General features: G+C 70.0%; 11 protein-coding genes. 3 read left to right on the top strand and 8 right to left on the bottom strand.

What is annotated here, in order from left to right:
• Nucleotides 1-400 precede the first annotated feature (400 nt).
• Together ACFE7U_RS15035 and ACFE7U_RS15030 are read left to right on the top strand one after the other, a co-directional pair.
• Nucleotides 401-1,585, top strand: coding sequence for an efflux RND transporter periplasmic adaptor subunit (locus tag ACFE7U_RS15035; protein ID WP_375410531.1), 1,185 nt, complete (start codon nucleotides 401-403; stop codon nucleotides 1,583-1,585).
• Nucleotides 1,586-1,600: 15 nt separating this feature from the next.
• Nucleotides 1,601-4,741 carry an efflux RND transporter permease subunit gene (locus ACFE7U_RS15030; RefSeq protein WP_375410530.1) on the top strand — a complete coding sequence of 1,047 codons (3,141 nt, stop codon included), beginning with the start codon at nucleotides 1,601-1,603 and terminating at the stop codon, nucleotides 4,739-4,741.
• Between the two features lie 11 nt (nucleotides 4,742-4,752).
• On the opposite strand, the gene ACFE7U_RS15025 is transcribed toward ACFE7U_RS15030, so the two are convergent.
• From ACFE7U_RS15025 to ACFE7U_RS15015, 3 genes are all read right to left on the bottom strand, one after another.
• The gene (locus ACFE7U_RS15025) at nucleotides 4,753-5,427 is read right to left on the bottom strand and encodes a haloacid dehalogenase type II (protein WP_375410529.1); all 675 of its coding nucleotides are present in this window, start codon (nucleotides 5,425-5,427) and stop codon (nucleotides 4,753-4,755) included.
• The gene (murJ, locus tag ACFE7U_RS15020) at nucleotides 5,427-6,956 is read right to left on the bottom strand and encodes a murein biosynthesis integral membrane protein MurJ (protein ID WP_375410528.1); all 1,530 of its coding nucleotides are present in this window, start codon (nucleotides 6,954-6,956) and stop codon (nucleotides 5,427-5,429) included. Before murJ ends, ACFE7U_RS15025 begins: the two co-directional genes overlap by 1 nt.
• Before the next feature lie 151 nt (nucleotides 6,957-7,107).
• Complete coding sequence (locus ACFE7U_RS15015; RefSeq protein ID WP_375410527.1) at nucleotides 7,108-7,704, bottom strand: superoxide dismutase; 597 nt, start codon at nucleotides 7,702-7,704, stop codon at nucleotides 7,108-7,110.
• Here ACFE7U_RS15015 and ACFE7U_RS15010 point away from each other — a divergent pair.
• Nucleotides 7,694-8,845 carry a hypothetical protein gene (locus tag ACFE7U_RS15010; protein WP_375410526.1) on the top strand — a complete coding sequence of 384 codons (1,152 nt, stop codon included), beginning with the start codon at nucleotides 7,694-7,696 and terminating at the stop codon, nucleotides 8,843-8,845. The two genes, ACFE7U_RS15015 and ACFE7U_RS15010, sit on opposite strands and share 11 nt — an antisense overlap.
• A gap of 22 nt (nucleotides 8,846-8,867) precedes the next feature.
• Here the strand turns inward: ACFE7U_RS15010 and ACFE7U_RS15005 are convergent, their stop codons facing one another.
• The 5 genes from ACFE7U_RS15005 to ACFE7U_RS14985 all read right to left on the bottom strand — a co-directional run bounded on the left by ACFE7U_RS15005 (nucleotide 8,868) and on the right by ACFE7U_RS14985 (nucleotide 13,271).
• The gene (locus tag ACFE7U_RS15005; RefSeq protein ID WP_375410525.1) at nucleotides 8,868-10,589 is read right to left on the bottom strand and encodes an HWE histidine kinase domain-containing protein; all 1,722 of its coding nucleotides are present in this window, start codon (nucleotides 10,587-10,589) and stop codon (nucleotides 8,868-8,870) included.
• Nucleotides 10,590-10,626: 37 nt separating this feature from the next.
• Nucleotides 10,627-10,755 (bottom strand): hypothetical protein, encoded by a 129-nt coding sequence (locus tag ACFE7U_RS15000; protein WP_375410524.1) that lies wholly within the window; start codon nucleotides 10,753-10,755, stop codon nucleotides 10,627-10,629.
• Nucleotides 10,756-10,767: 12 nt separating this feature from the next.
• On the bottom strand, nucleotides 10,768-11,517 hold the full coding sequence (locus tag ACFE7U_RS14995; RefSeq protein ID WP_375410523.1) for a tRNA (guanine(46)-N(7))-methyltransferase TrmB: 750 nt from the start codon (nucleotides 11,515-11,517) through the stop codon (nucleotides 10,768-10,770).
• Nucleotides 11,518-11,524: 7 nt separating this feature from the next.
• Complete coding sequence (metK, locus tag ACFE7U_RS14990; protein WP_375410522.1) at nucleotides 11,525-12,703, bottom strand: methionine adenosyltransferase; 1,179 nt, start codon at nucleotides 12,701-12,703, stop codon at nucleotides 11,525-11,527.
• Nucleotides 12,704-12,851: 148 nt separating this feature from the next.
• On the bottom strand, nucleotides 12,852-13,271 hold the full coding sequence (locus tag ACFE7U_RS14985; protein WP_375410521.1) for a helix-turn-helix domain-containing protein: 420 nt from the start codon (nucleotides 13,269-13,271) through the stop codon (nucleotides 12,852-12,854).
• Nucleotides 13,272-13,413: the final 142 nt, after the last annotated feature.

The raw sequence follows: 13,413 nt of genomic DNA, 5'->3' as shown, positions 1-13,413 counted from the left end.
TGGCGCCGCTGCTGGTCTGCCTGATCTGAAAGATATGCATCGCGAAACCCTCTGAAGCCCTGTTCGGCTCGACCGGTCGCAGGTCCAACGCGCGGGTGACGCGGCGGTTGCGGGCCATGGTTGCCGGTCATGAATGCTGGTCATGCGCAGTCCGAGGCTGCGACCTCTCGCGCCGTGGCGACGGCCTGTCCGCGCTATCGTCCGGACCGTGGGAATGCGATGATGCGCGGGGGCGTAACGATGGTCGGATCGGCGGGACCCTGACCCGTGCCCGTCATGAGGATGCCCGTCTTGAAAACGCCGGTCTTGGCGGGCATCGCTGCACGGCTCCGGTTACGGGTCCGGTTCTAGGTCCCCTCGGCGCCTCGGATCCGCGCTCTCGTCACGGCAGATACCCACGATGCACGCCAAGCGCCTTGTCCTCGCCGTCGCCGCGACGGTCCTCGCCACGGCCGAGATCGCCGCTGCGGAGAAATCCGTCGTGCCGGACGCGGTCGCGGTGGCTCCCGCCGTGACGGTCGTGCCCGCCCTTCGGCGCGAGATCGTCGAGGAAGCCATCGTGACCGGCACTCTGGTCTCCCGCGACGAGATCCTGGTATCGCCCGAGATCGAGGGGTTCCGCATCACCGAGCTCCTAGTCGAGGAGGGTGCCAGGGTCGAGAAGGGCCAGGTCCTCGCCCGGCTCTCGCGCGAGATGATCGAGACGCAGGAGGCGTCCAACCTCGCCGTCATCGCCAAGGCCGAGGCCGCGATCGTCCAGGCCCAGAGCCAGATCGTTCAGTCCGAGGCCGCGCGGGTGGAGGCGAACCTCGCCCTCGAACGCGCGCGCTCCCTCGTGAAGACCGGCAACGCCACTGCCGTGACGATGGAGCAGCGTGTCTCGGCCGCCCAGAGCGCGGAGGGGCGCCTCGCCTCGGCCCGCGGTGGCCTGCAGCTGTCCCAGGCCGAGCTCGGATCGGCCCGCGCTCAGGCGGCGGAGATCGCGCTCAAGCGCGCACGCACGGAGATCCGCGCACCCGAGGCCGGCATCATCAATCGCCGCACCGCGCGCGTCGGCGCCTCGGCCACGGCGGTCGGCGAGCCGTTGTTCCGCCTCATCGCGCGAGGCGAGATCGAGCTCGAAGGCGAGGTGCCCGAGACCGCAATGCCCAAGATCAAGCTCGGCGACCCGGCCCGCCTCGACCTCGAGGACGGCCGCAGCCTGGCCGGGCGCGTGCGCCGGATCGATCCCGAGATCGACCGCGCCACCCGGCTCGGCAAGGTCCGGATCAGCCTCGATCCCGATCCTGCGCTCAGGATCGGCGCCTTCGCCCGCGGCAGGGTCGAGGTCGCCCGGCGCGACGGCATCGCCGTGCCGCTGTCCTCGGTGCTCTACCGCGCCGACGGTGCCGCCAGCGTCCTCGTGGCCGCGGAGGGCCGGGTCGAGGCACGCAGAATCGTCACCGGCCTTTCGGCCGGCGGCTACCTCGAGGTCCGCTCGGGCGTGCAGGCGGACGAGGCGGTCGTGGCCCGCGCCAGCAGCTTCCTGCGCGACGGCGACCGTGTCCGGACGGTCCGCGCCGTGGCGGCCGATGCGGCGAAGTGAGGAAAGCCTGACGCCATGCGCCTGAACGTCTCCGCCTGGGCGATCCGCAAGCCGATCTCCTCCGTCGTCCTGTTCCTGGTGCTGGTGGTGCTCGGCCTCGTCAGCTTCCGCAGCCTGCCGATCACGCGCTTCCCCAACATCGATATCCCGATCGTCTCGATCCTCGTCACCCAGGCGGGGGCGGCGCCCTCCGAGCTGCAGACGCAGGTCACCAAGGTGGTGGAGGATGCGGTCGCGGGCGTGAAGGGCGTCAAGCACATCACCTCGGCCATCGCCGAGGGCACCTCGACGACAACCATCGAATTCCGGCTCGAGACCAACACCGACCGGGCGGTGAACGACGTCAAGGACGCGATCGCCAAGGTCCGGGTCACCCTTCCCCGCACCATCGACGAGCCGATCGTCAGCCGCGTCGACATCGCCGGCCTGCCGATCATGGTCTACGGCGCGTCTGCGCCCGCGATGACGCCCGAGGACCTGTCCTGGCTCATCGACGACGTCGTCGCCCGCCAGATCCAGGGCGTGAAGGGCGTCGGCGGCGTCGAGCGCCTCGGCGGCGTCGCCCGCGAGGTCCGCGTCATCCTCAAGCCCGACCGGCTCCTGGCGTTGGGCATCACCGCGGCGGACGTGAACCGGCAGGTGCGGCTCACCTCGGCCGATATGGCCGGCGGGCGCGGCGAGCTCGGCGGCCAGGAGCAGTCGATCCGGACGCTGGGGGGCGCTTCGAGCCTCGACACCCTGGCGCAGACCTCGATCGTGGTGCCGGGCAACCGCAAGGTCCGTCTCGACGAGCTCGCCACTCTGGTCGACGGCTCGGAAGAGCCGCGCACCTTCGCCCGGTTCAACGGCGAGCCCGTTGTCGCCTTCGCGATCTCGCGCGCCACCGGTGCCAGCGATGCGCAGGTGGCCGAGTCGGTGGCGAAGAAGATCGACGAGCTGCGGGAAAAGAACCCGGGCGTCCGCTTCGATCTGATCGACACCGTGGTGACCAACACGGTCGGCAACTACCATTCGGCGATGCTGAGCCTCGTCGAGGGGTCGCTGCTCGCCGTCGTGGTGGTGTTCGTGTTCCTGCGCGACTGGCGCGCGACGCTCATCGCCTCGATCGCCCTTCCGCTCTCGGTGCTGCCGACCTTCTGGGTCATGAGCACGCTCGGATTCTCGCTCAACGCGGTGAGCCTGCTCGCGATCACGCTGGTGACCGGCATCCTCGTCGACGACGCCATCGTCGAGATCGAGAACATCGTCCGGCACATGCGCATGGGCAAGTCGCCCTACCGCGCGGCCCTGGAGGGAGCCGACGAGATCGGGCTCGCCGTCATCGCCATCACGGCGACGATCATCGCGATCTTCGCGCCGGTCTCCTTCATGAGCGGGATCGCCGGGCAGTATTTCAAGCAGTTCGGGCTCACCATCGCGGCGGCGGTGTTCATGTCGCTCCTGGTGGCCCGCCTGATCACCCCGCTTCTCGCCGCCTATTTCCTGCGCGACCACGGCCCCGAGGACACCCGCGAGGGCTTCGTGATGCGCGGCTACACCCGCGTCGTCGCCTGGTCGGTGCGCCACAAATACATGACGCTGGTCGTCGGCCTCGCGTGCTTCGCCGTCTCGATCTGGTCGACGAGCCTGCTGCCCTCGGGCTTCCTGCCGGCCGAGGACGCCTCGCGCACCATCTTCATCGTGGAGCTGCCGCCCGGTGCGCGTCTGGCCGACACCACGCGGGTCACCGACGACCTCGTCGGGCGCATCCGCGCCCTGCCGGAGGTGCGCAGCGTGTTCGTGGATGGCGGGCGGCAGCTCCCGTCGAAGAAGGAGGTGCGGCTGGCCACCTTCACCATCAACCTGACGCCCAAGAACGCCCGGGTCCGCACGCAGAAGCAGATGGATCTGGTGATCGGCGGGATCCTGCGCGAGACACCCGATATCCGGTTCTGGGCGCTTCGCGAGAACGGCCAGCGCGACGTGACCCTGATCGTGGCGGGGCCGGACCGGACGGTGGTCGCCGACACCGCCGCCCAGCTCCAGCGCGAGGCGTCGGGCGTTCCCCACCTCGCCAACGTGATGTCGACGGCCCCCCTCGACCGCACCGAGGTCCGCATCCGGCCCAAGGCCGGCGTGGCGGCCGATCTCGGCGTCTCCACCGACCTCATCGCCGAGACCGTGCGGGTCGGCACCATCGGCGACATCGGCGCGAACCTCGCCAAGTTCAATGCCGGCGACCGGCAGGTCCCGATCCGGGTGCAGCTGCCCGAGCGCCTGCGCGGGGATCTGGCGCAGATCGAGACCATGAAGGTGCCGGTGAAGGCCGGTGCGGCAGTGCCGCTCGCCAGCGTCGCCGACATCAGCCTCGGCCAGGGGCCGACCGCCATCGACCGCTACGACCGCTCCATCCGCGTCGCCCTGGAGGCCGACATGGAGGGCTCGGACGCGCTCGGCTCCCTGATCGAGGCCGTGCTGGCCTTGCCGACGGCCAAGAACCTGCCGCCGGGTGTCACCATCCGCCAGACCGGCGACGCCGAGGTCATGAACGAGGTCTTCGAGGGTTTCGCCCTCGCCATGGGCGCCGGGCTGATGATGGTGTTCGGGGTGCTCGTGCTCCTGTTCGGCAACTTCCTGCAACCGCTCACCATCCTGTTCTCGCTGCCGCTCTCGGTGGGCGGGGCGATCCTCGGCCTGCTCATCTTCAACAAGCCGATCTCGATGCCGGTGGTGATCGGCATCCTGATGCTGATGGGCGTCGTGACCAAGAACGCGATCATGCTCGTCGACTTCGCCATCGAGGAGATGGCGCGGGGCGTCGACCGGGCGACCGCCATCATCGATGCCGGCCGCAAGCGCGCCAGGCCGATCGTGATGACCACCATCGCCATGGCCGCCGGCATGGTGCCCTCCGCGATGGCGCTCGGCATCGGCGGCGAGTTCCGCGCGCCGATGGCCATCGCCGTCATCGGCGGCCTCATCGTCTCGACCGGCCTGTCGCTGATCTTCGTGCCAGCGATCTTCGTCCTGGTGGACGACCTCTCGGGGCTCATCGTCCGCCTGTTCTCCCGCTTCGTCGGGCGCAAGGACGAGCCGGAATCCGGCGAACACTTCGCCCTGCCGGGAAGCCCCGCCAATGACGGCCGGCTGGCTTCGCCGAGGGTGGCGGCGGAGTAGGAGGCTTCGGACTACATCAAGCCGTCGAGGGCAGCGATCACGCATACCGGCGAGAGATCCGGATACTCGTCCGGCAAGCCGCCGCGGTTGACCCAGACCGACGCGAAGCCGAAGGCGGCTGCCCCCGCGACGTCCCAGCGGTTCGACGAGACGAACAGCACCCTCTCCGGCGCGATCCCGAAATGGTCGAGGACGAGCGCATAGGCGGCCGGTGCCGTCTTGAAGGTGCGGGCGGCCTTCACCGAGAGCACTGCGTCGAGGCGATCGTCGAGCCCGGCGGACGCGACGGCGCGGGCGAGCATGGCGGGGTCGCCGTTGGAGAGGATGGCGGTCCGGAGGCCCGCATCCCGCAGGGCGTCGAGGGTCGCGGCCGCCTCCGGATAGGCATCGAGGTCGCGATAGGCGTCGAGGAGCCGCGGACGCAGCGCCTGATCGACCTCCGGATGGCGGGCCATAGCGTGGTCGAGCGCCCGCTCGGTGAGCGTCCAGAAATCGACGTCGCGCCCCATCAGGGCGTGGACCCAGCTGTATTCGAGCTGCTTCGCGCGCCAGACCTCCGAGACGGTGGAGGCCGCTGGCCCGACTGCCCCGGCATGACGCGCCACCGCGGAATGGACGTCGAGCAGGGTGCCGTAGGCGTCGAAGACGACGGCGTCCTTGTCGCGTAACGGGCTCGGATCGGGCATCAGGCCCTCCTCAGGCGCAGGCCGCACAGGCGCAGTGTGCCGAGAAGCAGCACAGCGTAGACCAGGGTTCCGGCAAGCCCCAGGGCCGCGAGCACGGCGAGGTTCCGGAAATCGAAGGCTGCCGGCACCCAGCGCTCGACGACCGGCAGGGCGTAGATCGCCGTGGCGGCGAGCCCCAGGCAGGCCACGACGACGCCGAGGATCGTGATGCCGAGCGTCCGGTTCGGCGCCGTCCAGCCGCGGCGGCGGGCCAGCACCACAAGGAGCGCGAGATTGACCCACTGGCCGATGGCGGTGGCGAGCGCGAGCCCGGTGACGCCGTAGGGGCCGGTGAGCACGACCTTGAGGCCGACATTGATCGCGATGGCGGTGAGCGAGGCGTAGAGCGGCGTCGTCGTGTCCTGGCGGGCGTAGAAGCTCGCCACGGCGCTGCGCACCAGCACCACCGCGGGCAGGGCGAGGCCGTAGGCGGCCAGCACCGAGGCGGCGCGCGCGGCATCTTCCGCCGAGAACGCGCCGCGCTGGAACAGGGCCGTCATGATCAGGCCGGGCAGGATCAGGAAGGCGATCGTGAAGGGGGCCGACAGGGCGAGCGAGAAACCGGCGGCCCGGTTCTGCGCCGCATGTGCCCCGGCGACGTCGCCACCGGCGATGCGCCGGCTCATCTCGGGCAGGAGCACGGTACCGGCCGCGATGGCGATGACGCCGAAGGGGAGCTGATAGAGCCGATCGGCGTAGTACAGCGCCGAGACCGCGCCGGTGGCGAGGAAGCTCGCGATGATGGTGTCGGCGAAGGACGCGATCTGGAAGCCGGCCGACCCGATCACCGCCGGCCCGAGCACCTTGAAGAAGCGGAGCATGGCGGGATCGCGAAAGGTCGGTGCGCCGACCGTCGGCGCGATCCCGGCCCGCCGGCATGCCGCCCAGACCAGCGCGAGCTGCAGGACGCCGGAGACCGAGACGCCCCAGGCGGCAGCGTAGGCGACGTTCGGGAACAGGAAGGCGAGGCCGAGCGCCGCCAGCATGGACAGGTTGAGGAGCACCGGCGCGCCGGCCGCCACGGCGAAGCGCTTGTGCGCGTTGAGGATCCCGGAGAGCAGCGTCACCAGCGTCATGCACAGGAGGTAGGGGAAGGTGATCCTGGTGAGCGAGACGGCGAGATCGAAGCGCGCCGGGTCGTCGGAGAAGCCGGGGGCGAGCGCGCGCACGATCCAGGGCATGGCCGGCAGCGCCACGGCGAGCAGGATGAGCTGCGTCACCAGCATCAGGGTGAAGACACGGGTGGCGAAGCGCCGGGCGGCACCGGCCTCGGCGGCTTCCGACAAGCCCGCATAGGCCGGCACGAAGGCGGTGTTGAACGCGCCCTCCCCGAAGATCGCGCGGAAGTGGTTGGGCAGCCGGAAGGCGACGACGAAGGCATCGGCGATCGGCCCGGCGCCCATGACGCCCGCCATCACCACGTCGCGGGCGAAGCCGGTGACCCGGGAGACCAGCGTCCAGCCGCCGACGGAGAGGATGGAGCGGATCATCGAGTGTCGATCGTGAGTGTATCGGAGGCGCCTCTCCTCCCCCTTGCGGGGAGGAGCCGGAGGTGGGGGTGGTTCCGCTTGCCTCGCCCGAGGGTCACCCAGTCACCCCCAACCCTCGATCCCTCCCCGCAAGGGGGGAGGGAAGGGATCCTCAGACCGCTTCGCCGTGGAGCTTCTCGACATACTCCCAGTTCACGAGGTTCTCGATGAACGCCTTGAGGTAGTCGGGCCGGCGGTTGCGGTAGTCGATGTAGTAGGAGTGCTCCCAGACGTCGACGCCGAGGATGGGCTTGGCGTCGTGGACCAGCGGGTTCTCGCCGTTGGGGGTCTTGAGGATCACGAGCTTGCCGCCCTTGACCGCGAGCCAGGCCCAGCCCGAGCCGAACTGCGACACGCCGGCCTGGATGAAATCGACCTTGAACTTCTCGAAGCCGCCGAGATCCTCGTCGATCTTCTGGGCGATGGAGCCGGGAGGGGCGCCGCCGCCATTGGGCTTCATCCAGTTCCAGAAATGGAGGTGGTTGAAGTGCTGGCCGGCATTGTTGAACAGCGGCTGGTTGGTGCCGTAGGAGGCCTTCACGATCTCCTCGACGCTCTTGCCGGCGAGGTCGGTGCCTTCGAGCAGCTTGTTGCCGGTATCGACATAGGCCTTGTGGTGCTTGTCGTGGTGAAACTCGAGGGTCTCCTTCGACATGTACGGGCCGAGGGCGTCGTAGGCGTAAGGCAGTTCGGGCAGGGTGAAGGTCATCGGCTCTCTCCGGGTCTCGGGGCGCGGGGCTCGGAGCACGCTGCAAAGGGTGCGCCGATGGTGCGCCGGCCCGCCGGTACGTAAGTCGCCGCCCGCCCCAGGGCAACGCCGGGACCGGAAAACCAGCGCCCCCGGCGCGGAGCGGGTGGCCATTCATGCACAGCCCGGTTTTGCAAAACAGCACCAAGCCTTTACTATAGGGCCTGTCCCGCGTATCCCGATCCCCGAGACCTCCATGATCATCGCGCTGTTTGCGCTGTCCATCGCCATGATCGTCGGCGGTATCGCCTCGGTGGTTCAGGGATTTCCCTTCGTCAGGCTCGAGAGCGGTCTCGCCATGACGATCGCGGGTGCCGCCACCGCCTCGGCCGGTGCAGTGCTGCTTGGGCTCGCCGTCGTCGCCGGGCAGGTCCGCAGCCTCGGCCGCCGGCTCGCGGAGGCCGCGTCGGTGGCGGCTGCGCCGCCCTATGTCGCGCCGGAACCCATGCCGCAAAGCCCCGATCGGCCGGACCTCGGCGCGGCGGGGCCGGCGCTGCAGGCGAGCCGGCGTCCGCTGATCGCCGGAGCGGCCGGTCTCGCGGCCGTCGGTGCCGAGGCGACCACCTTCGGCGCGCGGGCAAGGCCCGAGCCTCCCTTCGAAGAACCGCCTGTTTCTTCCACCGCCGAGCCGATGCTGCCCGATCTGCTGCCACCCCACCAAGATAGCCGGGACGCTGAACCTCATGCCTCGCACCTGAGCGACACCGCCGGCGTGGGGGAAAGTCGCCCGGTCAGTGAAAGCCTCCCGCCCGTCTCGTCCCCCGTCATCGCCTCCGGCGAACCGGAGACGACGACAAAGCCCGAACCGGAGGAGAGCGACGCCGACCTGTTCGCAGCGCCGGAACCAACGCCGGATTCCCCGGCCCTGCGGCCGGCCATCGAGGATGTTCCCCCTCCTGCCGCTGCGCCCGAAACGCAGCCTGTCGTGCCGAGCCTCGACGTGGTCGGAACCTACGTTTCGGGCGGCAACACCTACGTGATGTTCTCCGACGGCTCGATCGAGGCCGAGACGCCGCGCGGCCGCTTCACCTTCGAATCGCTCGAAGAACTCAAGGCCTTCGTCGAGGCCGGGGGAGAGGGCGAGACGCGCGGCGTCGCCTGACCCTTCGGAATGTCGAGCGCGATCACGCCGGATTCAGGATGTCGTTCCTCGCCGGCAGGGGCGCCCGCATCGACAGGCGGAACCCTTCCGGCGCGTACTGCGTCGTCACCGCGGCGCGGACCTGGCTGGTGAGCACGCGCTGCAGAAGGCGCGAGCCGAAGCCCTGGCGGGTCGGAGGCTCGACGACGGGGCCGCCGCTCTCGCACCACGCGAACACCAGAACGCCGCAGGCGTCGTCGGGCTCGACGCTCCAGGTGACGGCCACCCGGCCGGCCGGAGTCGAGAGCGCCCCGTATTTCGCCGCGTTGGTGGTGAGCTCGTGGATCGCCATGCCGATCGGCACCGCGATCTCGGAGGCGAGGTCGACCGCGGGACCCGAGAGCGTGATGCGCGTATCCGGGACGCCGTCGAGCGTGCCGTCGGCATAGGGCTTGAGCTCGTTGGCGAGGAGGTCGCGCAGGGAGGCCATCTGCCAGGTGGCGCCGGTGAGCACCGCGTGGGTGTGGGCCAGCGACACGATGCGGCCGACGAACGCCTCGTAGAAGCTCTCGATGCTGGTGGCGCTGCGCGCAGTGGAGCCCACGATGGCCTGGACCGTGGCGAGGGTGTTCTTCACGCGATGATGAAGTTCGCGGATCAGCAGGTTCTGGCGGTCCTCGGCGATGCGACGGTCAGTGACGTCGGCGACGACGCCGATCAGCCGCCGCGGCAGCCGGTCCGAGGCGTCGTGCTCGAAGCGGCCAGCCAGGTCGATGATCCGCCAGGCGCCGTCGTTTGCGCGACGGATGCGTCCGCTCACGTGCAGGATGGTGTCGTCGCGCAAGGCGTTCGAGATCGCCTGCCGGAAGGCCGCCCGGTCGTCGGGGTGGAGGATACGGTCGAGGAAATCACGCTTGCCGACGGCGCCGTCCTCGGGCTTGCGCCCGAAGATCGCGAACATGCGTTCGTTCTCCCAGATCGCCCGGTCGTCGAGCATGTGCCACTCGAAGATGCCGAGATCCGCCAGGGAGGTGGCGATGCGGAGGCGCTGCTCGCGGTCGCGCAGCGCGTTGCGGTCGGCGATTCGGTCGGTGACGTCCTGAAGCACGCCGACCATCCCGATGACCGTGCCATCCGGCGCGAGGGCGGCCTGCCCGCGCGCCAGGACCGAGACGAGGCGGTCGACGCTCCCGTGGCGGACCCGGCATTCGACGGCATAGGGCTGCCCAGCCGCGGCGGCCTCGCGCACGCGGGTCTCGAGGCGACCGGCATCGGCCGCCTCGATCCGTGCGCGAAGCGCAGCCCACGGCAGGGCATGGCCGGGCGGATGGCCGAGGATGTAAGCGGCACGCCGGGACAGGGTCACGAGGCCGCTGGCGCGGTCCCAGCGCCACTCGCCGAGGCCGGATGCGGTGAGAGCATCGCGGTTCTGCTCGGCGCGGACGATCTCGTCGGCGTCCACGGGCTCGACCACGAGGACGCGGGGGCCGCCCCTCGCCTCGCCGGACGTCCGCACGCGCACCGGGACCGCCGTCCCGTCGGCTCTCAGCCATGACCGGATGCCGGCGGGCACCGGATGCGTCGCCTCGCCCACGGCCATCAGGGGTCGGTCGCGGAGAGCGCCGGCCGGATGGCCCAGAAGGCCGCAGAGATGCGCGTTGGCCGAGACGATCATGCGCCCGTCGGGGGACAGGATCGCGAGCCCCGTGGCGGCCAGATCGAACGCCAAACGGTGCGGATCTGCCCCAGAGGCCGGAGGCGCCATCGGGTCGTGATCCGATCTGCCGCTCAACACGCGAACCTCACTCGGCGCCGTCGTCGCCTCGCCGGAGGGACGGGCGCCCGACGTCGATCGTCGCGACGGCACCCGCCACTTCCTGGAGGGTGAGCATGATGTCAGTCGATTCGGTCAGCAAGGTGCCTTCGCGCAACGCGTCGCGCCATCAAGCGGATTCGTCGGGGGCGGTTCTGGAGAATTCGAGGTAGGTCGGGCGACGGCCTGCGGCGACGGCCTTGGCCTCGTACCGGGTTCCCGGCCAGTCGGGCCAGGGCTGCGTCCATCCGGTCGCCGCCCTCGCGGTCCAGGCGAGGCCCGGGCAACGGCGGGCGCGTACCAGGGTCCAGCCGGCGTAGTCGTCGATGTCGCTGGCGAAGCGGAAGAGGCCGCCGGGTCTGAGCACGCGGGCGATCTCGGCGAGGCTCTCGTCGGAGACGAAGCGGCGCTTGCGCTGGCGGCGCTTGGGCCAGGGATCCGGATAGAGGAGATAGACCCGGGCGATCGACGCGTCCGGCAGGGCGGCCAGAAGCGCGGTGGCGTCCTCGTCCCAGATCCGGACGTTGCGCAGGCCCGCGTCGTCGACGGCACGAAGGAGCTTGACCACGCCGTTGACGAAGGGTTCCGCCCCGATGATGCCGGTTCCGGGCAGGCGCGACGCATTGGCCGCGAGGTGCTCGCCGCCACCGAAGCCGATCTCGAGCCAGACCTCGTCGACCGGGTGCGGGAACAGGGCGGCGGGATCGAGGGTCCGGCCGGCGGGCGGCAGCGCCAGCCGCAGGGCGGGCAGCAATGCGGAGAGGCGCAGCTCCTGGCCCGCGCGCAGGCGCTTGCCCTTGCGCCGGCCGAAGAAGGCGCGCTCGGGCGCCTCCCCATCGGACCCGCCCGGCTCGGGAGGGATATCCGCCCTCCCCGTCATAGAAGGCTTAACGGGCCGCCGACTTGAGGCTGTCGGCGAGATCGGTGCGCTCCCAGGAGAAGCCGCCATCCGCCTCGGGCGCCCGGCCGAAATGGCCGTAGGCGGAGGTGCGGGCGTAGATCGGCTTGTTCAGCCCGAGCGCCAGGCGGATGCCCCGGGGCGAGAGGTCGATGGCATCCATCAGGATGCCCTCGAGCCGCGCCTCGTCGACGGTGCCGGTCCCGTGCAGGTCGACATAGATCGACAGGGGCTTGGCGACGCCGATGGCGTAGGCGAGCTGGATCGTCGCCCGCGTGGCGAGGCCGGCGGCGACCACGTTCTTGGCGAGGTAGCGGGCGGCATAGGCCGCCGAGCGGTCGACCTTGGTCGGGTCCTTGCCCGAGAAGGCGCCGCCGCCATGGGGCGCGGCCCCGCCATAGGTGTCGACGATGATCTTGCGGCCGGTGAGGCCGGCATCGCCGTCGGGGCCGCCGATGACGAACTTGCCGGTGGGATTGACGTGCCAGACGGTGCCCTCGTCGACCCAGCCCTGGGGCAGGGCCGCCAGGATGTAGGGCTCGACGATGGCGCGGACGTCGGCGGAATCGAGGGATTCGTCGATGTGCTGGGTCGAGAGCACGATCTGGGTCACCGCGACCGGGCGTCCGTTCTCGTAGCGCACGGTGACCTGGCTCTTGGCGTCGGGTCCGAGCTTGGCCGCGTCGCCGACCTTGCCCTTGCGGGCGTCGGCGAGGTCCTTGAGGATCTTGTGGGCGTAGTAGAGCGGGGCCGGCATCAGCTCGGGAGTCTCGTCGGCGGCGTATCCGAACATGATGCCCTGGTCGCCGGCGCCCTCGTCCTTGTTGCCGGCCGCGTCCACGCCCTGGGCGATGTCGGCGGACTGGGCATGAAGGTGGATGGCGATGTCGTTGTGCTTCCAGTGGAAGCCGTCCTGCTCGTAGCCGATGTCCCTGACGGCCTCGCGGGTGAGTTCGGTCAGGTGGTCGAAGGTCACCGAATCAGGTCCGCGGACCTCGCCTGCGATCACGATGCGATTGGTGGTCGCCAAGGTCTCGACGCCGAGCCGCGCCTCCGGCATGGCGGCGAGATAGGCGTCGACCACGGTGTCGGAGATGCGGTCGCAGACCTTGTCCGGGTGGCCTTCCGAGACGGACTCGCTCGTGAACAGATAATTCGAACGCGGCATGGAAGGGACACCCCCGATATCGGCTGCGCCTCTGTGTCTCGGCGCTTGAACCCGGTCTGCGGAACGGCAAGCTTCTGGCAGCGGCCTTCCGCCCGGTCAAGCCGAAAGACCGAACGAGTTCGTGGTGTCGAACGAAACGGCCGTTAAATCAGCCGTTGAGGCGGTCGTTGATCGCCCGCACCGCCGCGGCGAGCTCGCGCCTGCCGGTCTCCGAGAAATGCGCGTTGAGGTGCTGCACGACGACCTCCGCCAGTCCCTGCCAGGGACCCTGGGCCGAGTCGGCCGCGTAGGCCTGCTGCGCCCGTTCCGCGAAGCCTTCCGGCGGCACGTCGTCGAGGCGCTGCATTCCTTCGAAGAAGTACTCCACCGGGACGCCGATCATCCGGCTGAACGTCTCGAGATGGATGGCGCTGATGCGGTTGGTGCCCTTCTCGTATTTCTGGAGCTGGGCCGCCGACATGCCGAAGCTCTGGGCCACGCGCTTCTGGGTCAACGCCGCCTTCTTGCGCTGCAGGGCGATACGCTGTCCGACATGGGCGTCGCGTGCGTCTGTCTTCTGGCCTGCCATGATGTGCCTCGCGCGAGCCGAACCAGGCGGTCAAGCTCGACCGTGGCGCTCATGGCGCGGTTAGTGGATTTTCCGACACGTGAAAAGGGTGGCGTCCCCGGCAGGTCTCGAACCTGCGACCCCAGGTTTCATCCCACTTCGG

Origin of the sequence: uncultured Methylobacterium sp., assembly GCF_964251405.1 — a bacterium.
Classification (GTDB): domain Bacteria; phylum Pseudomonadota; class Alphaproteobacteria; order Rhizobiales; family Beijerinckiaceae; genus Methylobacterium.
This window is presented reverse-complemented; position numbering and strand designations above follow the sequence as displayed.